General features: G+C 72.5%; 22 protein-coding genes. 11 read left to right on the top strand and 11 right to left on the bottom strand.

The annotated features are described in order from the left end of the window. Positions 1–36 precede the first annotated feature (36 nt). The 5 genes from ehuB to FB558_RS39175 all read right to left on the bottom strand — a co-directional run bounded on the left by ehuB (position 37) and on the right by FB558_RS39175 (position 3,913). Positions 37–987 carry an ectoine/hydroxyectoine ABC transporter substrate-binding protein EhuB gene (gene ehuB, locus FB558_RS39190; RefSeq protein ID WP_142063575.1) on the bottom strand — a complete coding sequence of 317 codons (951 nt, stop codon included), beginning with the start codon at positions 985–987 and terminating at the stop codon, positions 37–39. Next, on the bottom strand, positions 984–2,246 hold the full coding sequence (locus FB558_RS39185) for a hypothetical protein (RefSeq protein WP_142063571.1): 1,263 nt from the start codon (positions 2,244–2,246) through the stop codon (positions 984–986). Before FB558_RS39185 ends, ehuB begins: the two co-directional genes overlap by 4 nt. Before the next feature lie 79 nt (positions 2,247–2,325). Continuing rightward, positions 2,326–2,565, bottom strand: coding sequence for a hypothetical protein (locus tag FB558_RS45025; RefSeq protein WP_246107091.1), 240 nt, complete (start codon positions 2,563–2,565; stop codon positions 2,326–2,328). Beyond that, the gene (locus FB558_RS39180; protein ID WP_246107090.1) at positions 2,511–3,134 is read right to left on the bottom strand and encodes a TIGR03619 family F420-dependent LLM class oxidoreductase; all 624 of its coding nucleotides are present in this window, start codon (positions 3,132–3,134) and stop codon (positions 2,511–2,513) included. The genes FB558_RS45025 and FB558_RS39180 overlap by 55 nt, the downstream gene beginning before the upstream one ends. Before the next feature lie 5 nt (positions 3,135–3,139). After that, positions 3,140–3,913: an alpha/beta fold hydrolase gene (locus FB558_RS39175; RefSeq protein ID WP_142063569.1), complete on the bottom strand. Its 774-nt coding sequence runs from the start codon at positions 3,911–3,913 to the stop codon at positions 3,140–3,142. Between the two features lie 59 nt (positions 3,914–3,972). Between FB558_RS39175 and FB558_RS39170 the strand changes: the two genes are divergently transcribed. Together FB558_RS39170 and FB558_RS39165 are read left to right on the top strand one after the other, a co-directional pair. Continuing rightward, the gene (locus tag FB558_RS39170) at positions 3,973–4,314 is read left to right on the top strand and encodes a MerR family transcriptional regulator (protein WP_142064330.1); all 342 of its coding nucleotides are present in this window, start codon (positions 3,973–3,975) and stop codon (positions 4,312–4,314) included. Between the two features lie 36 nt (positions 4,315–4,350). After that, positions 4,351–5,160 carry a PIG-L family deacetylase gene (locus FB558_RS39165; RefSeq protein ID WP_142063567.1) on the top strand — a complete coding sequence of 270 codons (810 nt, stop codon included), beginning with the start codon at positions 4,351–4,353 and terminating at the stop codon, positions 5,158–5,160. On the opposite strand, the gene FB558_RS39160 is transcribed toward FB558_RS39165, so the two are convergent. Continuing rightward, positions 5,144–5,920: an ABC transporter permease gene (locus FB558_RS39160; RefSeq protein WP_211367174.1), complete on the bottom strand. Its 777-nt coding sequence runs from the start codon at positions 5,918–5,920 to the stop codon at positions 5,144–5,146. The genes FB558_RS39165 and FB558_RS39160 overlap by 17 nt on opposite strands. A gap of 697 nt (positions 5,921–6,617) precedes the next feature. On the opposite strand from FB558_RS39160, the gene ctaD reads away from it, so the two are divergent. The 7 genes from ctaD (at position 6,618) to FB558_RS39125 (ending at position 14,236) form a co-directional block, all read left to right on the top strand. Continuing rightward, complete coding sequence (gene ctaD, locus FB558_RS39155) at positions 6,618–8,369, top strand: aa3-type cytochrome oxidase subunit I (RefSeq protein ID WP_142063564.1); 1,752 nt, start codon at positions 6,618–6,620, stop codon at positions 8,367–8,369. Between the two features lie 11 nt (positions 8,370–8,380). Next, positions 8,381–9,619: a phosphoserine phosphatase SerB gene (gene serB, locus FB558_RS39150; RefSeq protein ID WP_142063560.1), complete on the top strand. Its 1,239-nt coding sequence runs from the start codon at positions 8,381–8,383 to the stop codon at positions 9,617–9,619. A gap of 47 nt (positions 9,620–9,666) precedes the next feature. Then, positions 9,667–10,365, top strand: coding sequence for an aminoacyl-tRNA hydrolase (locus FB558_RS39145; protein WP_142063557.1), 699 nt, complete (start codon positions 9,667–9,669; stop codon positions 10,363–10,365). Then, a complete protein-coding gene (locus FB558_RS39140) occupies positions 10,365–12,242 on the top strand; it encodes an SEC-C metal-binding domain-containing protein (protein ID WP_142063555.1) in 1,878 nt (625 codons plus the stop codon). Before FB558_RS39145 ends, FB558_RS39140 begins: the two co-directional genes overlap by 1 nt. 126 nt (positions 12,243–12,368) lie before the next feature. Further along, positions 12,369–13,058: a hypothetical protein gene (locus FB558_RS39135; RefSeq protein ID WP_142063552.1), complete on the top strand. Its 690-nt coding sequence runs from the start codon at positions 12,369–12,371 to the stop codon at positions 13,056–13,058. Between the two features lie 483 nt (positions 13,059–13,541). Beyond that, positions 13,542–13,934: a hypothetical protein gene (locus tag FB558_RS39130; RefSeq protein WP_142063549.1), complete on the top strand. Its 393-nt coding sequence runs from the start codon at positions 13,542–13,544 to the stop codon at positions 13,932–13,934. Next, on the top strand, positions 13,931–14,236 hold the full coding sequence (locus tag FB558_RS39125) for a hypothetical protein (RefSeq protein ID WP_142063546.1): 306 nt from the start codon (positions 13,931–13,933) through the stop codon (positions 14,234–14,236). The genes FB558_RS39130 and FB558_RS39125 overlap by 4 nt, the downstream gene beginning before the upstream one ends. On the opposite strand, the gene ltrA is transcribed toward FB558_RS39125, so the two are convergent. Together ltrA and FB558_RS39115 are read right to left on the bottom strand one after the other, a co-directional pair. Further along, positions 14,226–15,665, bottom strand: coding sequence for a group II intron reverse transcriptase/maturase (gene ltrA / locus FB558_RS39120; protein ID WP_211366131.1), 1,440 nt, complete (start codon positions 15,663–15,665; stop codon positions 14,226–14,228). The two genes, FB558_RS39125 and ltrA, sit on opposite strands and share 11 nt — an antisense overlap. Before the next feature lie 714 nt (positions 15,666–16,379). Beyond that, positions 16,380–17,315 (bottom strand): SDR family NAD(P)-dependent oxidoreductase, encoded by a 936-nt coding sequence (locus FB558_RS39115; RefSeq protein ID WP_142063543.1) that lies wholly within the window; start codon positions 17,313–17,315, stop codon positions 16,380–16,382. Between the two features lie 74 nt (positions 17,316–17,389). Between FB558_RS39115 and FB558_RS39110 the strand changes: the two genes are divergently transcribed. After that, positions 17,390–17,845 carry a MarR family winged helix-turn-helix transcriptional regulator gene (locus FB558_RS39110; RefSeq protein ID WP_142063540.1) on the top strand — a complete coding sequence of 152 codons (456 nt, stop codon included), beginning with the start codon at positions 17,390–17,392 and terminating at the stop codon, positions 17,843–17,845. A 3-nt stretch (positions 17,846–17,848) separates the two neighbouring features. On the opposite strand, the gene FB558_RS39105 is transcribed toward FB558_RS39110, so the two are convergent. Beyond that, complete coding sequence (locus tag FB558_RS39105) at positions 17,849–19,864, bottom strand: ATP-dependent DNA helicase (protein ID WP_142063537.1); 2,016 nt, start codon at positions 19,862–19,864, stop codon at positions 17,849–17,851. Between the two features lie 127 nt (positions 19,865–19,991). Between FB558_RS39105 and FB558_RS39100 the strand changes: the two genes are divergently transcribed. Next, positions 19,992–20,864: an acyl-[acyl-carrier-protein] thioesterase gene (locus FB558_RS39100; RefSeq protein ID WP_170231765.1), complete on the top strand. Its 873-nt coding sequence runs from the start codon at positions 19,992–19,994 to the stop codon at positions 20,862–20,864. A gap of 68 nt (positions 20,865–20,932) precedes the next feature. Here the strand turns inward: FB558_RS39100 and FB558_RS39095 are convergent, their stop codons facing one another. Both FB558_RS39095 and FB558_RS39090 read right to left on the bottom strand, forming a co-directional pair. Then, on the bottom strand, positions 20,933–21,322 hold the full coding sequence (locus tag FB558_RS39095) for a type II toxin-antitoxin system VapC family toxin (protein WP_142063532.1): 390 nt from the start codon (positions 21,320–21,322) through the stop codon (positions 20,933–20,935). Then, on the bottom strand, positions 21,301–21,564 hold the full coding sequence (locus FB558_RS39090) for a type II toxin-antitoxin system Phd/YefM family antitoxin (RefSeq protein WP_142063529.1): 264 nt from the start codon (positions 21,562–21,564) through the stop codon (positions 21,301–21,303). Before FB558_RS39090 ends, FB558_RS39095 begins: the two co-directional genes overlap by 22 nt. Between the last annotated feature and the right edge of the window lie 15 nt (positions 21,565–21,579).

Here is a 21,579-nt window from a genome sequence, read left to right as displayed (position 1 = left end):
CAGGAGCAGCAGTATGGCTCCAAGGTGCGGTCTGGGTCATCCGGCGCAGAGGCCCTCGGTCGTCACGTCCTCGCCGGGGACGTTGTCCGGGCCGAAGCCGAACGGTTGGGCTATGCGCAGCCACTCCCCGGACTGCTGCATGGCCCGCAACCGGGCGTTCATCGCCTCGAGGAGGTCGTCCTCCCCGGGCCGCAGCGCGAACGCCCCGGCGGAGACGACCTCGCGGCCCCCGATCACCGGGAAGAACCCGGGCGTGACCTCGACAGCGGTGTCCGGGTTGGCGGCCACGACGTTGTTGAGCGAGATGTTGGTGAGCGCCGCGCAGTCGGCGCGGCCTGCCTCGACGGCGAGCAGCAGTGCCTGCTGGTCGGCGAGCGGCAGGACCCGCGCCTCGGACACGCCGCTGTCGAGCGCGTAGCGGTACTCGACCGCGCCACCGAGCACCGCGACCCGCAGGTCCTGCTCCCGGACCTGGTCGAACGTCGCGACGCCGCGCGGGTTGCCCCGGGGGACCAGGAACGCGGTGGGGGCCGTGTAGTCCGGCACGGAGAACGCGACGGCCTCGCACCGCTGCGCCGTGACGAACATGCCGGCCGTGACGACGTCGAACTGCCTCGCCAGCGTCAGCCCGGGGATGAGCTCGCCGAAGTCGACCGTGACCGGCCGGACCGCGGGGACGCCCAGATCGGTGAACACCGCGCGGGCCACTTCGACCGCCTCCCCGGTGACGGTGCCGTCCGGGCCGGTGTAGCCGTAGGGCGCCTCGTTGGCGATGCCGATCGAGATGACGCCCGCCTCGCGGGCCCGCGCCAGCGTCGAGCCGCCCACGGCGTACGAGCCCGCGGACGCGGCGGACGCGCACCCGCCGGACAGCGCGCCCGCGCCGAGCGCCGCGCCGAGGCGCAGGAACCCGCGGCGGGACCAGCTGTGCCGCCCGGTTGGTCCCCGCCCCGTTGCTCCCCGCCCCGTTGCGCCGTGTCCCGTCATCGGTACTCCCGGATCCGCCTGCCGATCCCGAACGCCGCGGCGGCCGCCGCCAGCAGTGCCACCGCGGCCGGCCCGATCGCCGTGCCGCGCAGCACCGCGTCCGCGGCGCGGATCTCGCCCGCGAGGTCGGTGCGTTCGGCGCCGATGACGTCGGCCAGCGCGGCGGTCAGTCGGTCGAACGCACTGCGCGTCTCGTCGGGTGCCGCGCCGGCGCGCACGCCGTCGCGCCACTCCACGGCCGCGGCCCTGATCGTCGCGATGCCCGACGCCGCGGTGGCGTCCGTGGTCTGGTTCCCGGCCGTGTCGAGCAACCCGTCGCCGCCGAGCAGCCGCTCGATCCGGTCGGTGAACTCCGCACCGGTGCCGCCGTCGACGCGGGCCAGCGTCTCGGACGCCCGCGCCTGCAGGACGGTGACACGGGCCTCGTCCAACGCCGCGGCCACCGCGTTGTGCCCGCGGGCCGCGTCCAACCGATCGTCGGCGGCGACGGTGGCGACCAGCCACCAGGCCGGCGCGACCGCCAGCAGCACGGCCGCGGCGACGAGACCGGGGTTCAGGATCCGGTTGGTGCGCCGCCGTTCCCGCACCGCCGCGTAGCCGAGGCCGACGAGGGTGATCGCGCCGACGAGCACGACGGTGAGGGGGAACTCGCTCGCCCGGCGGTAGTTCGCGGCGAGGGCGGCCTCGCGGCCGCGGCGCAGCTCGTCGGCCGCGGGGAGGATGCTGTCGCGCATCAGCGCCGACGCCTGGTCCAGCGGTTCCTGCGCGCGGGGTGAGCCCTCGTCCCGCCGCGTGATGGCGGCCTCCACCAGGGCGGTGTAGCGGGGCAAACGGCTCGCCACCCGCTCGATCAGCGCCGCGTCGTGCCCGCCGGGCGGGAGCAGGCCGGCGGCGTGGACCAGGCGCTGGGTGGCCCGGGCGACGTGGTCCTCGTAGCGGGCGCGCACCGAGCGTGGCACCGGCCCCTCCGCGGCGAACCCGCTCGTCGCCATGGCCTCGGCCTCGTTGAGCGAGCGGTACAGCTGCCCCGCGTCGGTGTCCAGGGCCGCGAGCCGGGTGCCGCCCGCCCCCACCGCGTCGGCGCGGGCCCAGCCGGACATCGCGCTCACCAGCGCCGTCAGCAGACAGCCCACGACGAGGAGTGCGCTGAGCCTGCCCAGCCGCTGGGGTGTGGCGCCGCCGAGCACGAGGTCGCGCCACGAACGCGGCCCCACCGCGGGCCGCACGACGGGCCGTTCCGCGACATGCGCGACTCCCACGCCTCACCCCCCGGCCGAGTGGGTGCAGCCTAGCCGTACCCGGGGACGCGCACGGGGGTTCGACGACGGCGTCCCGCCGTCACGCCCGGACGGCCGCGGCGAACTCCGCCATCCGCTCGGCGGCGCCGTCCGCCTCCCCGAACCAGACGGCGACGGCGTCGGCGCCTGCCTCGGCGAGGGCGTGGGCCTCCCGCACGGCGGCGCCCGGCCCCGCGCGCCCGCCGCGCCACGCGATGCGGCTGCCGACCCGGATCCGGCGGTCGGTCAGGGCGCGCAGGCGAGCGACGCAGCGGGCGAAGTCCGCCGGCGCGAGGCCCAAGCCCTGCCACTCGTCGGCCAGCTCGGCGGTGCGCCGCAGCGCGGCCCCGCTCGACCCCCTACCATGATCGGAATCGGGCGCTCGGGCACCGGAGCGAAGACGCCCCGCGCCACGTCGCGGAACCGGCCCCGGAACGGGCCGCCGCCGCGGAACAGGTGGCGCAGCAGCCGGATGTCCTCGTCGGTGCGGGCCCCGCGGGAGGCGAAGTCGGCGCCGACCGCGGCGAACTCCTCCGCGTCCCATCCCACGCCGACCCCGAGCACCGTCCGCCCGCCGGAGAGCCGGTCGAGCGTCGCCACCTGCTTGGCCACGACGAACGGGCTGCGCATGGGCAGGACCAGCACGGACGTGCCGAGCCGGATCGTCGACGTCCGGGCCGCGAGGTGGGCGAGCGTGACCAGCGGCTCGTAGACCCCGCCGTAGGTGTCGCCGTACGCCGCGGGTGGGAGCAGGTGGTCGGGCAGGTAGGCGGTGCGGTAGCCGAGCCTCTCCGCCTCCTCGGCCAGCGTCACGAGCGTCTCCGGGGCCATCGCGGGCGACTCGTCGGGAAGCACCACCTCGACGTCCACGCGGCTCACACCACCCGGGCGAGGAAGGACCGGATCGCGGCGAGCCACTCGTCGCGGGCCTCCACCGCGACGCCGTGCCCGGCGGCGATCTCCACGAGCTCGGCGCCCGGGATGCCGGTGGCCAGCTCCCGTGACAGGTTCGGTCCGGCCAGACCGTCCTCGGTCGTGGCCACCACGAGCGTCGGCACGGAGATCCGGGGCAGCTCGGCGCGGGTGTCGACGCTCGTCACGAGGTCCACGTGCTCCGGGCTCCCCGCCGGGATGAAGTCCGCGAGCCCGGCGACCGACGCCTCCACCGCATCGGGCGTCAGTGCGTTCAGGTGTCGCTCGCCGGTGCCGACGAGCGTGAGGAACCGGGCGAGCAACCGCCGGTCGCCGCCGTCGAGCAGGGCGCGCCAGATCTGCACCGCCAGCCGGATCCGGTTGTCCGGGTACGCGAATCCGGCGGTGAGGACCAGCCCTGCGACCCGCTCCGGGTGCCGCGTGGCGATCCGCACGGCGACGGCGGTGCCCACCGAGTAGGCCAGCACGGTGAAGCGCTCGACGCCGGCGTCCACAGCGGTCCGCACCAGCTCGTCGGCCACGTCGTCGAGATCCAGGCCTTCGGGGTTTCGCGGGGTGGCGCCTGAGCCGGGGTAGTCCGGCCCGACCACGGTGTGCGTGCCGGCCAGGTCGTCGAGGATCGATCCGAAGTTGCCCGCGATGCTGCCGCCCCCGCCGTGCGCGAGGAGGATGCCGGGGCCGGAACCCCGAACGATGTGTGCGAAATGCTCAGCCATGCCGCGATGTTGGGGTTTCACACCGGTGTCAGGGTCAAACGGCGGTGGGGTGGATCACGGTGCTGATCGGGGAGCTGGCCGGGCGGACGGGGGCGAGCCAGCGGTCGCTGCGGTACTACGAGGAGCAGGGGCTGCTGCGCGCCGAGCGGGACGCGAACGGCTACCGCCGCTACACCACCGAGTCCGTGCGCGTCGTCGCCCGCATCCGGGCGTTGCTCGCCGCGGGCCTGTCGACCGACGTGATCCGCACGGTGTTGCCCTGCGTCGACGGCGCCGAGGCGCTCGAGATCGATCTCTGCCCGGAGCTGGTGCGCACCCTGCGCCGTGAGCTGGCGGAGCTGGATGCCCGGATCGACGCGATGCGGCGCAGCCGCGGCGCGTTGGCCGCCTACCTCGGCTGACGACATCCTGCGCGCGCCGCTGCGTAATCTTGCGCCGTGGGCACCATCGTCTCCTTCCACGCGCACCCCGACGACGAGTCGATCGGCGCGGCCGGCACCCTGGCGCGCGCCGCCGCCGAGGGCCACCGCGTCGTCCTGGTCTTCGCCACCCGCGGCGAGCTGGGCGAACCCGTTCCCGGCGTGCTCGAGCCCGGCGAGCAGCTGGCGATGCGCCGCTCCGCCGAGTGCTACGCCTCCGCCGCCGCGATCGGGGCGAAGCGCGTCGAGTTCCTCGGCTACACCGACTCCGGGATGATGGGCGAGGCCAGCAACAACGCGCCGTTCTGCTTCTGGCAGGCCGACGTCGCGCACGCCGCCCGCCGCCTCGCCGTGATCCTGGACGAGGAGGAGCCCGACATCCTCACGATCTACGACGACAACGGCGGCTACGGCCACCCCGACCACATCCAGGTCCACCGCGTCGGCCGGCGGGCCGCCGAGCTGTCGGCCGTGCCGGTCGTGGCGCAGGGCACGATCAACCGCGACTGGATGGTCCGCGGCATGCGGGGGATGGCCGAGTCCGGGCAGCTGCCCGAGGGCTGGAAGGCCCCGGACTTCGACCAGCCGACCTTCGGCAAGCCGGAGGCGGAGATCACGCACCGCGTCGACGCCGTCGACTACGTGGAGCAGAAGAAGGCGTCGATGCGGGCGCACGCCAGCCAGATGTCACCCGAGCACTTCCTGATCACCATGCCGGATCCGCTGTTCGCGATGGGCATGGGCACCGAGTTCTACATCGTCGACCAGGCACCGAGCGGGGCCGCGGCGCCGGAGCTGTTCGAGGAGCTGTTCACCCCGCTGCGCTGACGGCCGGTCGCCGGATCCGGCCCCGGCACACCAGCTCGAGGGTCACCGCGACCGCGACCGACTCCACGGCGAGCAGCAGGAGCAGCACCAGCAGCTGCACGGCGCCGGCCTCGATCGGCGTCGCGCCGCCCAGCAGCATGCCGACGAACGCGCCCGGCAGGGTGACCAGCCCGACGGTGCGGGTCTGGTCCAGCGGGGGCACGAGGGCCTGGGCCCCCGTGGGCCGGGCGATCTCCACGGCGGCGTCGCGGGGGAGGAAGCCCAGCGACAGCGCGGCCTCGACCTCGCCGCGGCGGCTGCGCAGCTCGTCGAGGGCGCGGCGGCCAGCCAGCGAGGTGGCCGTCATCGTGCCGCCGATCAGGATCCCGGCCATCGGGATGACCGCGACTCCGACGGGTGGCACGACGCCGCCCGCCACGAGGGCCGCGACCACCGGGAGCGGGGCCAGCCCGATCGGCAGCAGGACCCACGCGCCGCTGCGCTCGGTGAGCACCGAGTGGCCGGTGACCCGGCGGGCGGAGGTCCACGCGGCCACCCCCATCATCACCGCCACCAAGGCCGCGCTCGCGGCCAGCGACCCGATGATGGCCCCCAGCAGGAGCGACACCGCCCCGAGCTGGACGACGGCGCGGACGGCGGCCAGTGCGGCGGCCCGTGCGGTGCCCAGCCCGGCCGCGCGACCGACCACGGCCGCGAGCAGCACCGCGGCGACGGCGGCCACGGCGAGCGCGGGCCCGATGACGACGTTCGCGCCTCCCATGACGGTGGATCCTCCCCGCCCGCCTCGCCGGAGGCGGTTCCGACGCCCATGATCAGCGTGTCGGCGCGAGAACGGGCGGATCCGAGCATGTTGCCCAATCGTCAGGCTCCCACCCGAACGAACGGCACTCTCGTCGGTACCTAGCCGACGAAAGTGCCGTTCGTCACGGCGCTGTCCAGAACCGGCCTGGGCCATGTCGGGTACGGCCGTCTACCCAGCCACGATATTCGGCAGTTGCACCAACCCGGCCACCTCGCGACAGGCGGGGCAGGGGGAAGGCGCCGACTGCGGCGGAGACCCTGGGCCGAGGCAGGAGCAGCGGTCTCGAGCCGGGAACGGCGCGCCCGCGGAAGGGAACTCATGACCCTGTCGACACCATGGGTCTGCGACCGCGGTCGGAGACCCCTGACGTCGACCGGGTCGTGGACGGGCGCGTTCAGCGGAACGCGGAAACGGCCATGATCAGCAGGAGTGGTGGGAGAGCGACAGGGATCCGACCCGCGAACGCGCCGAACCGCTGATCAAGCCACCGGGGGCACCTCGGCCTGCCGCGGCCAGGTGTGGCGAACCCCCTCCCGTCTTCGACGTCGGGTAGAGCTACGATCCCGGATGGGCTAGGACGCCCGTGCACCACCACCACGGGCCTGAGGGCCAGCGGGCCGTGCAGAGCCAGCGGCCACGTAGTTCAGGAGGCAGAGTGACAGCCGTCGCCCCCAAGCCGATCGCGCCGCAGTACCCGGCGCGCCAGTCGGTCAAGGGATCCACGCTGCTGAAGATGCTGCGGACGACAGACCCCAAGGACATCGCGATCCTGTACCTGGTCACGTCGTTCGGCTTCTTCCTCGCCGGGGGCGCGATGGCGCTGCTCATGCGCGGCGAGCTGGCGGTGCCGGGACAGCAGTTCCTGTCCAACGAGCAGTACAACCAGCTGTTCACCATGCACGGCACGATCATGCTGCTGCTCTACGCCACGCCGATCCTGTTCGGCTTCGCGAACTACATCGTGCCGCTGCAGATCGGTGCCCCCGACGTCGCGTTCCCGCGGCTGAACGCCTTCTCCTACTGGCTGTTCCTGTTCGGCGGCCTGACGGTCCTGTCCGGCTTCCTCACCCCGGGCGGCGCGGCCGACTTCGGCTGGTTCGCCTACACCCCGCTGTCGGACGGCATGCGCTCGCCGGGCGCGGGCGCGGACCTGTGGATCTCCGGGCTGGTGGTCTCGGGTCTCGGCACGATCCTCGGTGGCGTCAACTTCATCACCACGATCGTCTGCATGCGCGCCCCGGGCATGACGATGTTCCGGATGCCGATCTTCACGTGGAACATCCTCGTGACGGCGATCCTCATCCTCATCGCCTTCCCGGTGCTCACCGCGGCGCTGCTGGGCCTGCTGGCCGACCGGCACCTCGGCGCCCACGTGTTCGACCCCGCCAACGGCGGCGTGATCCTGTGGCAGCACCTGTTCTGGTTCTTCGGCCACCCCGAGGTCTACATCGTGGCGCTGCCGTTCTTCGGCATCGTCTCGGAGATCTTCCCGGTCTTCGCCCGCAAGCCGATCTTCGGCTACAAGAGCCTGATCTACGCGACGATCGCGATCGCGGCGCTGTCCGTGGCCGTGTGGGCCCACCACATGTACGCCACCGGCGCGGTGCTGCTGGCCTTCTTCTCCTTCACCACCTTCCTCATCGCGGTGCCGACGGGCGTCAAGTTCGTCAACTGGATCGGCACGCTGTGGAAGGGCCAGATCACGTTCGAGAGCCCGAACCTGTTCGGCATCGGCTTCCTGGTCACGTTCCTGTTCGGCGGCCTCACCGGCATCCTGCTGGCGTCCCCGCCGCTGGACTTCCACGTCTCCGACACCTACTTCGTGGTGGCGCACTTCCACTACGTGCTGTTCGGCACGATCGTGTTCGCCACCTACGCCGGCATCTACTTCTGGTTCCCGAAGATGACCGGCCGGATGATGGACGAGACGCTGGGCAAGGTCCACTTCTGGCTCACGTTCATCGGCTTCCACCTGACGTTCCTGGTGCAGCACTGGCTGGGCAACGAGGGCTTCCCGCGCCGCTACGCCGACTACCTGCCGATCGACGGCTTCACGATGCTGAACGCGATCTCCTCGATCGGGGCGTTCGTGCTCGGCGCGTCCACGCTGCCGTTCATCTGGAACGTCTTCCGCAGCTACCGCTACGGGCGCGTGGTCACCGTCGACGACCCGTGGGGCTTCGGCAACTCCCTGGAGTGGGCCACGTCGTGCCCGCCGCCGCGGCACAACTTCACCGAGCTGCCGCGCATCCGCTCGGAGCGCCCGGCGTTCGAGCTGCACTACCCGCACCTGGTGGAGCGCTTCCGCCACGAGGCGCACATCGGTGGCAAGCCGTCCCCGTACGAGGTGGCGGCCCAGTCCACCGGCCGGGAGACGCAGCCGAACGACGACCCGAAGTCGCGCTGACGGCCGACGCCATGACCGACTCGGGCACGAGCGTCCTCATCACGGTCACGGGCCCGGACCGGCCCGGCGTCAGCTCGGTGCTCTTCGCGGCGCTGACCCGCCACGGGGTCGACCTGGTCGACGTCGAGCAGGTGGTGGTCCGCGGCCGGCTCACCCTCGGTGTCGTGGTGGTGGCCCACCACGATCCCGAGGAGCTGCAGGAGGTCGTCGAGCAGGCGATGGCGAGCATCTCGATGCAGGTGCACACCTCGCTCGAGGTGCGGGACGACCCCGCCGCCCGGCGCCGCTCCACGCACGTGGTCGTCGTGCTGGGGCGCCCGATCACGGCGCGCGCGTTCGGGTCGGTGGCGCAGGCGCTCGCCGACGTCGGCGCGAACATCGACGCCATCCGCCGCGTCGCCGACTACCCGGTCACCGGCCTCGAGCTGCTGGTCTCGCCGGAGCCGGGCGGCGGCAGCGAGAACCACCCGCCCGGCACCCTGCGCGCGCGGCTCGTGGAGGTGGCGCGCAACGCGGGCGTCGACGTGGCCGTCGAACGGGCCGGGCTGTCCCGGCGCAGCAAGCGGCTGATCGTGTTCGACGTCGACTCCACGCTCGTGCAGGGCGAGGTCATCGAGATGCTCGCGGCCCGCGCGGGCGCCGAGGCCGAGGTCCGCGCGGTCACCGAGGCGGCGATGCGCGGCGAGCTGGACTTCACCGAGTCGCTGCGCCGCCGCGTCGCGGTGCTCGCCGGGCTGCCGGAGGGCGTGCTCGACGAGGTGGCCGCAGAGCTGGAGCTCACCCCCGGTGCCCGCACGACGATCCGCACCCTCAAGCGGCTCGGCTTCCGCTGCGGCGTCGTGTCCGGCGGCTTCACGCGCGTGATCTCCGGCCTCGTCGACGAGCTCGGGCTCGACTTCTGCGCGGCCAACGAGCTGGAGGTCGTCGACGGGCGGCTCACCGGCCGGGTCGTGGGCGAGGTGGTGGACCGGCCGGGCAAGGCCGTCGCCCTGCGCCGGTTCGCCGACGAGTTCGGCGTGCCGCTCGAGCAGTGCGTCGCGGTCGGCGACGGCGCCAACGACATCGACATGCTGTCCACCGCGGGGCTCGGCGTGGCGTTCAACGCCAAGCCGGCGCTGCGGGAGGTGGCCGACACCGCGCTGTCGCACCCGTACCTGGACGTCGTCCTGTTCGTCCTCGGCATCACCCGCGACGAGGTGGAGCGCGCCGACGCCGCCGAGGGTGTGCTGCGGCGCGTCCCCATCGCGTGACCGCGATCCGGGGAAGCGGCACCCGGCCGGGCGCGTTGACCCCGACCGTGACCGATCTCGCCGAGGCGCCGGTACTGGCGCCGCTCGCGGACCGCTACGTGCGGGACTCCGCGCCCCTGTCCGACGGTGTGGTGCGGGCGATGCCGGTCGTACTGCGCCTGGAGCGTCCGCCGGCTGCGCGCACGCCGGTGCTGGAGGCCGCGGCCGCCGCCGCGCTCGCGCTCTGCCTCGACCCACGCGCGCAGCCGGGCGGTGAGTGGCACGACGCCGTCACGGCCTGGGTCTCCACGCAGATCCGCAAGATCGCACGGCGCGCCCGGGGCGCCCACTGGGCGGCGGTGCAGGAGCTGCCGGGTGTCACCTGGTCGGTCGGTGGCGCCGAGGCCCGCGCGCTCCTGCCGGGTCCGGTGGACGACGTCCCGCGGATCGTCTCCCGGTTGCAGATCGGCGGCACCGAGCTGGAACCGGACGATCCCGGCCCTGCCCCGCCCGGCGTGCCCGTGATCTGGGTGAACGCCGGGTTGGAGATGACGGTCGGGAAGGCCGCGGCCCAGGTCGGGCACGCCTCGATGCTCTACGCGGCGGCGCACGGCCTCACGTCGGTTCCGGCGTTCGCGGTGCGGGACGCCGACGGCGCGCGGTGGGAGCGGCTGTGCGCCGCGGTCGAGCGCGGTGCGGCCGTCGCCGTCCGCGACGCGGGGTTCACCGAGGTCGCACCGGGCACGATCACTACGATCGCCGCCTGATGCCACGGTCCCGTCAACGGCTGCTGGTCGGCCGCACCGCCCCCGAACCGCCTCCGCAGAGCACGGAGGAGGCCCGGTACGACGCGGCGTGGACCGCGTACGTCGAGGTGGCCCGCGAGCGGGTGGCGGTCGGTCTCCCCGAGCTGACGCGGCTCGTCGCCACGCGCCTCGGCCTCGACCCGACCGACCCCGCCTCCGAGGAGCTCGTGGACCTCGTGTCGGACGACGTCCTCGACGACCCGGCCGGCCCGCTGGTGATACTCGTGCCCGACGTCGTCGTGCACGCCCCGGCGCTGACCGACGGGATCGTGCTGACCCACCGGCTCAGCGCCGACGAGCTCGCCGCCGAGCACCTCGACCTCGGCACCGACCTCGCCGGGTTCCTGCGCTGTCCCGACGCGCGCGTCGCGGGCGGGCCCCTGCACGTGGACGAGGCGGGAGACGACACCGGGGCCGACGAGCCGGCGCAGTGGGGCGGCCCGCCGGGCTGGCTCGCCGAGTTCGCGGCGGGCGCGCTCCTCGCCGTGCGCGCCACCGCCGACGGCGCCGTGTCGCTCTCGGTGCTCGACCACGAGCCCGCGGCGGAGCCGGAGCTGGTGGCGGCGCTGCGCGCGATCTACGAGGCCGAGCTGGCTGAGCCGGGTCTCCCGGTGCCCGCGGAGCTGCTCGTCCTCGGCCTCCTGCACGCGGACCGTGCCGCGTTCGCCGAGCCGCGCCCGCCGCTGACCGAGCTCGCCGCCGCCGCGGGTCTGCTGCGCCGCGGCGAGGAGTTCGCCCACGACGAGTCGGTATGGGCCGAGGCCGAGGCCGCGGACCGGGAGTTCCGGCTGGTGGCGGGCCTCGAGACCGAGGAGCAGCGGGAGGCCGCGCTCCGGGCGTTCGCGCTGCTCGCCGACCCGGACGACCCGGCCGCGCTGCGGTCGGCGCTCGCGCTCCTGGCCGACGCGGACGTGCTCGATGCCGTCGTCGGGGAGCTGCTGCACGAACCCGACGACGACGGGGAACGGGTGCGCGCCGCGGTGGCGCTCGCCGAGCGGCTCGTGGCCGTGGCGGGCCGCTCCCCGCGGGAGGCGGCCGCCCGGTACGTCGCAGCGGTGGTGGCGGAGCGCGACGGGCGCGTGCTGGACGCCGAGTCGCACCTGCGCGCCGCCGCGCTCGCCGACGAGGGCTGGGAGCTGGTGGAGGACCGGCTGGCCTGGTACGAGTCGGACCGGGGCGACGCGGCCGCGGCCGCCGCCCGGTGGCACGCGATCGACGTGCCCGCCGACCACCCCGACCTCGCCGCGGTCGCCCCCTTCGCGACCGCCGGCCCGGAACCCGGCCGCAACGACCCCTGCTGGTGCGGGTCGGGGCGCAAGTACAAGCAGTGCCACCGCGGCCGGCCGGTGCAGGCCCCGCTGGCCGACCGCGTCCACTGGCTGCACCACAAGGCTCGCAGCTACGTGGAGCGCCGAGGCGGCCCGGCGAGCCGGGCGCTCCTCCGGTGGGCCGACGACCTCGACGTCGACGAGCCCGACGGCCCCGAGGTCGTGGACGCGGTCCTGGCCCACGACGGCGGGTTCGCGTGGTTCCTCGCCGACCGCGGACCGCTGCTGCCGGCGGACGAGGCGGAGCTGGCGGCGTCGTGGGCGGGCGCGAGGCCGAGCGTGTACGAGGTGGAGGGCATCCGCTCCGGGCAGGGCCTGACGCTGCGGGACCTGCGCGACGGCTCCCGCGCCGACGTCCCCCTCCCGGCCGGCCCGGCGCCGCGGATGGGCGAGCTGGTGCTCGCCGTGCTGCTGCCCGACGGCTCCGGGACGGGGCACCTGCTCGTCGGGGCGCTCCCCGTGCAGCGGGGCACGGAGCGCGACCTGCTCGCGCAGTTCGACGCCACCTGAGCTCATGAACGAGCCGTGATCGGCAGGAGTGGTGGGGGAGCGGCAGACCTGACGTTCTCCCACCACTTCCCGCGATCATCGGGCCGCAGCAGATTTTCGGTTGGCGTGCAGTGCCAGAATGCGACGGTGACTGTCGATCTCTGGAGTCCTGCGACCTCCGACGACGTCGAGTGGCTCTCGGTGCTCGCCGAGGCTCGCCCCACGCTCGACGACCTCGATTCGCGAATGACGGCGTTCACGTGGCGGGAGGTCCTCCATCCGGCCTACTGGATCGAGGACGACGAGGTGGTGCGTGAGGTTACCTGGGCCGAGGTGGCACGGGCACATGGCTCCGATGTGCACAGCGCCGCCCACTTCAATGCGCTGGTGGGCCTGCACGTCAACGACTTCGAGAATGGTTTCGATGATCCCTCGGGCGTCTGGAACTGGCCGCCCGAGCAGGGGACGCTCCCGCTGCGGCAGCACGAGGCGCTGCTGTCCGTGCTGCGGGCACATACGGACGCGACAGACGGCGTTTGTGGCGTGTGGGCCGGTTGGGCCTCGGCGCATAGATTGACGGAGACGCCGGGAGCGCCGAGGCGTGAGGTCACGCAGCGGGAGGTCGTGTTCTTCCGCTCCCCGCTGGACGCCTTCGCTGCGTCCGTCGACGAGGTCGCGTACCAGGCGGCCAACGTGATGTTCCCGCTCGACCACCGCTGGATCGTCATCACCGACTGCGACGACTGGCTGACGTACATTGGCGCAGAGGCAGAGATCGTCACGGCGCTCGAGCATGCTGACGCCTTCGAGGTGCGAGGTCCTACCCCGCGGCGTTAGCAATAGTGAACGGCTGGATGGACGGTTCTGTCCTGATTTTGGCCTGGTCAGGACTGTGGCGGGCGTTCGGGACGGGTGTACGGGCCTGCAACCTGAGCCTGATTGACTGAAAGCAGCCGGCCGTGGGCTGAGGGCGTCCTAGCGTTCGATGCGATCCGACCACGGGAGGTGTCATGCGGTTCTCGGTCGCCCGCCTGGTGTCCGCCCTCGGGCTCGTCGTCGTGTCCGTTGTTGCGGTACCGGCCGCTGCCAACGCTCAGGACGAGAAGTGTGGAGTGCGCGTCGACATTCCTCACCCATCAGTAAAGAACTCGGCTCAGGTGCACACTAGAGTTGAGTCATTTTGTAAACTTGTTCCGCTGGAGTCGAACCAGGTGAGCGCGACGACATACCGTTTGAGGTGGTACGGCTGGGAACGTGTGGGGGGAGCTGCGGACGGGCCTAAAGTTACTAGCATGCTCAGAATTACGGTAGCCGTGAAATGTGAGCCCGGATCTCGCCGTCGACTGGGGCGCCGTCGACGCATCCATGTCGGCGAGCGCACCGGAAGCAGGCGACTGGACGACGACAGGTGATGTGCCGGCAGAACTGGTCCTGCAGACGCCGACCGTGCCCGTGCGAGTGACCACCCTGAGCTTCGGCGGCGTCGACCGGGTGGGAATCCCTCGCGGCGTGGGGCGAGAGCGACCCTGCGACCTGTGGACCGGTGAGGCGAATGCGGCAGGCGCGAAGTGTGCATTCGCAGATGGCGGTGACCGGATCAGCGTGCTGCTCGACCCGAGTCATGAAGATGAGTACGTCGTCATCCAGGCTGTGTGGCTCGCGAGCGACGCGCGGCAAGTCAGCGCGTCATGGGGGTTGCACTTCTCGCCATGATTCTTGATCATGCAGACCGCGCCGTGGCGGGCCGGGAGATCGTGTTCTTCCACTCCCCGCCGCTGGACGCATTCGCCGCCTCCGCCGACGAGGTCGTGCACAAGCTCCGGGGAACGAAGGCTGACGATGATCGCGACTATCGGTCGTCCACCGCTGTCGCGACTGCCATGAGCGTTGGGTCGGACACGGGCGCGGTGCCCGGGTTGCCCCGGGTCCGTTTCCCGTGCCCGCCCGCCGAACCGGACGTGCGGCTCTCACCGCATCCGGCTCTCCGCATGTCGTGGCCGTTGCTCAGCCTGTGAGGGCTGGGGTCCACGGGGTTGGTATGTTCGCTCCGCGGTAGCGGTAGCGGGTCACGGCGACGCTGGAAGCGCCGGTGAACACCACCCCGTTGTGGGCGATCCGCCAGCCATGATCGCAGAAGCGGCGGCGGATCTCCTTCCAGCTGATCTTGGGGTGTTTGCGGCGGATCCACCCGACCAGTCGCCACCAGGTGTGGTGGTCGACCGCGCTGAAGGTCGCTTTGGACACCCCGTGCCGGAAGTAGTTCGCCCACCCTCGCACCGTCTGGTTGAGCCCGGAGAGCAGCTCGTCCAGGTCGGTGTTCAGGTTTGACTTGTTCGTTTTCTCTCGCACCCGGTCCCGCACCTTCTGTGTTGATTTGCGGGAGGGTGTGGTGTAGACGTAGCGCTTCTGCGTTCCACGTTTCCGCATCCGCCGGATGTGGAAACCGAGGAAGTCGAAGCCCTCGTCGATGTGCACCGCCCGGGTTTTCTCCTCGGCAAGCCGTAGCCCCAGTGGGGCGAGCACGGCCGCCACCTCGACCCGGAGCGCTTCGGCGTGGTGACGGTCCCCGGAGACCAGCAACACGAAGTCGTCGGCATACCGGATCAAACGCCAGTTCCCCTTGCCGTTACGTTTCCGCGCGGCCCGCCGTGCCGGGGTGCCCATCGCCCCGGTGGCCGGGTCCCAGTGTTGGGTGAAGTGTTCATCCAACACTGAGAGTGCGATGTTCGCCAGCAGCGGCGAGAGGATCCCACCCTGCGGGGTGCCGGTCGGTGATTCCTCCCGATCCCCGAGATCGGTGAAGATCCCGGATTTCAGGAACGCCTTCACCAGATTCGCCAGCCGCTTGTCCTTGATCCGCCGCCGCAGCCGGTCCATCACCGCGACGTGGTCGATCTCATCGAAACACGCGGCGATGTCGGCCTCCAGCACCCACTCGTAGTTGATGGGTGCGGAGGTGAAGTGGTGGATCTCGGCGATCGCGTCCTGAGCGCGCCGGTTCGGGCGGAACCCATACGAGCACGGCAGGAAGTCCGCCTCGAAGATGGGTTCGAGCACCGCCTTGACGACGGCCTGGACCACCCGGTCGGCCACCGTGGGGATCCCCAGCCGGCGCAGCTTGCCGCCGCCCTTGGGGATCATCACCTGCCGGACCGGACACGGCCGGTACTCACGCGTCTTGAGTGAGTCCCGGATCTGACCCAGGAACACGTCCACTCCGATGCGGGTATCGACCGCGGCCACCGTCAGCCCGTCGACCCCCGCGGTCTTCGCCCCCTTGTTTCCGGCAACACGCGTGAACGCATCGACCAGGAACGCCGGATCATAGACCAGGTTGAACAGATCATCAAACCGGCGAGCCGGGTCCTCGCTCGCCCAACGGTGCAACTTGCGCTGCATCCTCCGTACCGCCAACCCGGCCGAATCCACATCCGGCCAAGCCACGACACCAGTATTCACCGGTGTATCTCCGTCCCTTGCAGTCAGCATCCTCGCCCGACACGCTGCCGCCCTTCCCCGTGTGCCGGGCTTTCCCCGGCCCGGAGTACTACGGCGGCTCCGCCCCACCCGGCCCTTCGGTCGGCATCGCACCTATCCAGCGGTCGTCACGCCTGGCCGGCGCACCCTGCTGGAACGTCGCACGGATGGTTCCCACGTTCACTGTTGCTCGGTCGACGAGTGAGGCACCCAGCTGTACCCCTGCGGCATCGCCACGGCTACGCCGTAGACATTCACCATGGCCTCCCGGACCCGGCACGGCCATACCAGCCGGGAGTTCCTCACCCGCCGGGACACGACCGGCAGCCGAGTACGCGCCGCACCCCAGCCCATATCCACCGGATTTCGAGCTGGCCGCGAGTCAAGAGGCGTAATAGCGCTGGTTTCTCTCGTATACCTTCTCGTCTCGCTCACCGGGCCCGGCCCATCCGGCAGTCCTGAGCCGTCCCGACTTTGTCGCGGCTGCTCCCACCCTCCCCGGCGATCCCCGGATCAGGCTGCCGCCAGCTTCACCCCACCGCTACGACGACAGGGCCACGAAGGTCTCCCACCTCCATCCGAACCAACAGCGCCTCGTGGCGCACAACCGATACTCGCGATCAACGCGGGTCCGCGGCGAGCCGGTGGCGATCACCGTCGCGGTTACCGGCGCACTCGGTCTCACCCGGCGCTCGACGAGAGCAGTGCGGACCGGATGCCGGTGAGCTCCTCCGACTCCGCCCACAGCCGTTCGGCCAGCCGCCGGTCGTCCGCCGGCCGGCGGATCGGCAGGTGCTCCACGCGCACCGGTCCGCGGAACTCGGTGTGCGGGCCGACGAACGTGCCGCCGGCCAGGCCGGGTGCCGTCGCGGCGTACAGGATGGGCAGGGCGCCCTGCTCCGCCGTGCGGGCCACCCGGCCGACGACGGATGCGACGATGCGTTCGAGCAGCTTGTCGCGCGGAGCGGTGTTCATCGGGGTCCGGGCGATCCCCGGGTGGGCGAGCAGGCTGCGGATCGGGGAGCCCGCGGCGCGCAGCCGCCGGTCGAGCTCCAGCCCGAAGAGCACGTTCGCGAGCTTCGAGCGCGCGTACGCGCGCGTGGAGGTGTAGCGGGCCCCGCCCGTCAGGTGGTCATCGCGGTCGAGGTCCAGCCGACCGACCCGGTACAGCCCCGACGAGACGGTGACGACGCGCGGCTCCCGTCCCCGGCCGAGCGCGTCGAGCAGCAGTGTCGTGAGCGCGAAGTGGCCGAGGTGGTTGGTCGCGAAGTGGCTCTCGCGACCGTGCGCATCGTGGCGCAGCGGTGCGCCCGCGATGCCGGCGACGTTCAGCAGCGCGTCGACCGGCTCGGCCGCCACGTCGGCGGCGAAGGCTCGGACGGAATCCAGATCGAGCAGGTCGAGCGGCCGGACGTCCACGGTGGCCGCCGGGTGCTCGGCCCGCAGGGCGTCGCGGTGCCGGCCGGCCTTCGCGACGTCGCGGGCCGCCATCACGACGTGCGCCCCACGGCTCGCGAGCTCGCGCGCGACGACGAGGCCCAGCCCGCTGCCGGCCCCGGTCACGACGATGCGGCGGCCGTGCTGGTCGGGGACGGCGCTCAGGTCCCAGATGCTCATGTGCTCTCCTATGCTTGAGGCTCTCAAGGAGATGCTTGAGAACTTCAAGGAGATTGTCAAGCTAGGCTCGGGCCGTGTCCGGTGTCGAGCCCGTCCCCGTCCTCGTCGAGCAGGTGCTCCACCTGGCCACGGCGGTCGCCGAGGACCTGCAGGACGCCGTGGGTGAGCTCGGCCTCACCACGCCACTGGCCAACCTCGTGTGGCTGCTCGACCCCGACGCCGACCCGGTGCCGCTGCGGCAGCTCGCCGGCCGGCTGCACTGCGACCCGTCCAACGTCACGCTGCTCAGCGACCGGCTCGAGGAGAAGGGGATCGCCGAGCGCCGCCCCCACCCCGGCGACGGCCGGGTGCGGACGCTCGTGCTCACGCCGGCGGGCGAGGCCGTCCGCCGCAGGATCCTGGAGCACGTGGAGCAGCACTCGCCGCTCGCCGCGCTGGACGCGGGACAACAACGGCAGCTGCAGAGCTTGCTGGCGACCGCGCTGGCCGGCCGGTCTTCGTCCCGAACGAGCGGCACTCCCGTTCGATAGGGCTCAGGCTCCGCGCAGCCGGCGCAGGGCGCCGTGCACCTTCTCCCGGTCCTCGGTGGCCCAGAACGGCGGCAGGCTCGCGCGCAGGAAGCCGCCGTAGCGGGCGGTGGCCAGGCGGGAGTCGAGGATCGCGACGACGCCGCGGTCGTCCATCCCGCGCAGCAGGCGCCCGGCGCCCTGCGCGAGCAGCAGGGCCGCGTGGGTGGCCGAGACCGACAGGAAGCCGTTGCCCCCGCGGGCGTCGGTGGCGCGCTGGCGGGCGGCGACGAGGGGATCGTCGGGCCGGGGGAACGGGATCCGATCGATGATCACGCAGGACAGCGACGGCCCGGGCACGTCGACGCCCTGCCACAACGACAGCGTGCCGAACAGGGACGTGGCCTCGTCCTCGGCGAACTTCTTGACCAGCTGCATCGTGGAGTCCTCGCCCTGGCACAGCAGGGGGGTGTCCAGCCGCCCGCGCAGCGCCTCGGTGGCCTGCTTCGCCGCGCGCATCGAGGAGAACAGGCCCAGCGTGCGTCCGCCCGCGGCCTCGACGAGCCCGGCGATCTCGTCCAGGTAGGAGGGCGGCAGGCCGTCGCGCCCCGGCGGGGGGAGCCGCTTGGCCACGTAGAGGATGCCGCTCTTGGCGTGCATGAACGGCGAGCCGACGTCGAGGCCGGACCACTTCGGTGCATCCGGGTCCGGCACCGGGTCGGTGGAGTCTGCCGCTGCCTTCTCCGGCGGCAGCCCCCACTGCCGCGCGAGGGCGTCGAAGTTGCCCCCCAGCGCGAGGGTGGCGGACGTCAGCACGACGGTGGAGCGCCCGAACAGTCGCTCCCGCAGCAGCCCGCCCACCCAGAGCGGGGCGGCGTGCAGCCCCTTGTGGCGCGCGCCGTCGGGGCCGTGCTCGGCCAGCCAGACCACGTCGCGCCGCTTGGCCGGGTCGTCCTCCTCGAACGCGCCGAGCAGGCGTACCGCGGTGTCGGCCACCTCGTCCAGCGAGGCCTGGGCGATCTTGCGACCGGCGGCGGCCTCCGGGTCCTCCCGGCGATCGGACCCCAGCGCTTGCTTGCAGGAGCCGGCCGCGTCGCGGACGGCCGAGAGCGCGCCGGCCGCCGCGCGGGGCAACGAGTCCCAGCGGCCCGGCGGCAGGTCCTCCAGCACCATCCCGAGGCCTTCACCCGCTTCCGCGAGCCGGTCGGCGACCGCCTGGTCGACGAGCTTGCCCAGGCGCCGCGCGGTGGCGCTGATCATCCCGGCGGTGAGCTCGTTCGTGGCCACCCCGGTGACCCGGTCGACGAGCTCGTGCGCCTCGTCGACGACCACGACGTCGTGCTCGGGCAGCACCGGGCGGCCCTCGAGGGCGTCGATCGCGAGCAGGGCGTGGTTGGTGACGACGATGTCGGCCTTGCCGGCCTCGGCGCGGGCCTTCTCGGCGAAGCAGTCCTCGCCCACGGGGCACTTGGCGGCGCCGAGGCACTCGCGCGCGGTGACCGACACCTGCCGCCACGTGGAGTCGGGCACGCCGGGCACGAGCTCGTCGCGGTCGCCCTTCTCCGTGGTGTCGGCCCACTCGTGCAGCCGCTTGATCTGGCGGCCCATCGCCGAGATCGCGAACGGGTCGAACAGCTCGTCGCCCGGGTCGGTGTCGTCACCGCCGTGCAGCTTGTTCAGGCACAGGTAGTTGCGGCGGCCCTTGAGGATCGCGAACGTGGGCGTGCGGCCGAGCAGCGGCTTCAGCGCCTTCGCGAGTCGGGGGAGGTCGCGGTCGACGAGCTGGCGCTGCAGCGCGATGGTGGCCGTGGAGACGACGACCGTGGTGCCCTTGGCGGCCGCGTGGTGGATGGCGGGCACCAGGTAGGCGAGCGACTTGCCGGTGCCGGTGCCGGCCTGCACGGCGACGTGCTCGCCGGTGGTGAGGGCCTTGCGGACGGCCTGCGCCATCGCGTCCTGCCCCTCGCGCCGCTGCCCGCCGACGGCGGTGACCGCCGCCTCCAGCAGTTCCGCAACGCCGGGGATCTGGGTCGCGGTGGGCACGACGGGAGGTTACCCGCAGCGTCCCGGGCCCCGGGCCGGAACCACCGATCTCGTCGTAGCGAGGTTCACACGTGATGAACAACTTCCCGTCACCCACCGGAGCGACGGCGACGCCATCATGGGTCTGGTGACATCCACCCAACTACTGCTCCCCCCGTCGTCCTACCCCGTGCTGCTGGAGCACGACGCCCGCTACAGCGACCTCGACCCGAGCCGTCGCATCGGTCGTGACGCCCTCGTGCGGTGGTTCGAGGACGCCCGCGTCTCCGTCGAGCGCACCCGGTTCGGGGCGGACCTGCCCGCGCGGGCGCAGCTGCTGCTCGCCTCGGTGCGGGTCGACGTGCTGGCCCCGCTGCGTGTCGCCGGGAGTTACCGCATCGGTCTCGGTGTCACGCACGTCGGGACGTCCTCGTTCGCCTACTCGTACGCGGTCTTCGCCGACGACGAGTGCGTGGCCACCGGCGAGTCCGTCAGCGTGCACGCGGCGCACGGCCGCCCGGCGCCGCTGCCCGCGTCCGCCCTCGCGGCGCTCGAGGAGCTGCGCGTGGACGGCCCGGCGGCGGCGCGTCCCGAGCTCGACCCGGCCCGGCGCGTGCGCGAGGCCTACCCGTTCCGGCTCGACGTGCGCACCCGGTTCGGCGACCTTGACACGAACCGCCACGTCAACAACGTCGCCCTGGCCGGCTGGTACCTCGACGGCCTCGCCGAGCTGCACACCGACGTCCTCGGCTACCCGACCGGCGGACCGCTCGACGGGCTCGCGCCGAGCTCGCTCTCCGTGCAGTACCTCGACGAGGTGCGCTACCCGGGCATCTACCAGCTGCGCGTCGGCGTCGTCGAGCTCGACGAGACCACCGCCCGCTACGCCTGCGGCCTGTTCGACGGCCCGCGCTGCATCGGCCTGGCCGACGCCGTCGGCTCGCACCGGGTGCTCGACGAGGACGGCGTCGTCGGTGACCTCGGAGCGCTCCTGGAGCCCTTCCGGATGCGCTCCGTCTGATCGCCCCTGGTCGTGAGTGGGTACGGGTGCCCCGACACCTGTATCCACTCACGGCCGGTGCGCCGGCGCTAGAGGGCGACGACGGTCAGGCCGGGGACGCCGTCGTAATCACGGTCCTGGGTCACGAGCGGCAGGCCGTGGGCGATCGCGGTGGCGGCGATCCAGGAGTCGTTCGCACCGAGCCGGCGCCCCGACTCCCGAAGCTGCGTCCGCATCTCGGCCCATGCGGTGGCGACACGGTCGTCGACCGGCAGCGGTTCCACCTCCAGTGCCTTCGCCAGACTCCGCAGCCGATTTGCCCGAGTGGTGGAGTCGATGGCAGCGAGGACTCCGGCCCGCAGCTCGCCGATCGTGATCATCGAGACGACGAGCCGGCGGGGCGGCTCGGCACGGAGCGGTCGGTTGTTCTCGATTGCGACGAAGACCGACGTGTCACCTAGCGAGAGTGTCGTTCCCACGGGTCCTTCATATCGTCGGTGGTCTCGTCTCCGAGGATCTCGCGCAGATCGTCGAGCATGCCAGGATCAGCCTGGTTCGCGACGATCTCGTCCCATGTCAGGTATGGCCGGCGCCGGGGCAGCGGTACCAGCCGGGCGACGGCCCGGCCGTTCACCGTCACGTCGATCTCCTCGCCGTCCTCGACCCGCCGCAACACGTCACTGGTGTTGTTGCGCAGCTCGCGCAGGGCGATCTCGCTCATGCGAGGACTGTAGCC

Source organism: Pseudonocardia kunmingensis, assembly GCF_006716445.1.
Lineage (GTDB): Bacteria > Actinomycetota > Actinomycetes > Mycobacteriales > Pseudonocardiaceae > Pseudonocardia > Pseudonocardia kunmingensis.
This window is presented reverse-complemented; position numbering and strand designations above follow the sequence as displayed.

Bases quoted from the DNA above. Each gene is read 5' to 3' on its own strand.
- ehuB (WP_142063575.1), bottom strand. From the start codon at position 987: ATGACGGGACACGGCGCAACGGGGCGGGGAGCAACGGGGCGGGGACCA.
- FB558_RS39175 (WP_142063569.1), bottom strand. From the start codon at position 3,913: ATGGCTGAGCATTTCGCACACATCGTTCGGGGTTCCGGCCCCGGCATC.
- FB558_RS39160 (WP_211367174.1), bottom strand. From the start codon at position 5,920: ATGGGAGGCGCGAACGTCGTCATCGGGCCCGCGCTCGCCGTGGCCGCC.
- serB (WP_142063560.1), top strand. From the start codon at position 8,381: ATGACCGACTCGGGCACGAGCGTCCTCATCACGGTCACGGGCCCGGAC.
- FB558_RS39140 (WP_142063555.1), top strand. From the start codon at position 10,365: ATGCCACGGTCCCGTCAACGGCTGCTGGTCGGCCGCACCGCCCCCGAA.
- FB558_RS39125 (WP_142063546.1), top strand. From the start codon at position 13,931: ATGATTCTTGATCATGCAGACCGCGCCGTGGCGGGCCGGGAGATCGTG.
- FB558_RS39115 (WP_142063543.1), bottom strand. From the start codon at position 17,315: ATGAGCATCTGGGACCTGAGCGCCGTCCCCGACCAGCACGGCCGCCGC.
- FB558_RS39090 (WP_142063529.1), bottom strand. From the start codon at position 21,564: ATGAGCGAGATCGCCCTGCGCGAGCTGCGCAACAACACCAGTGACGTG.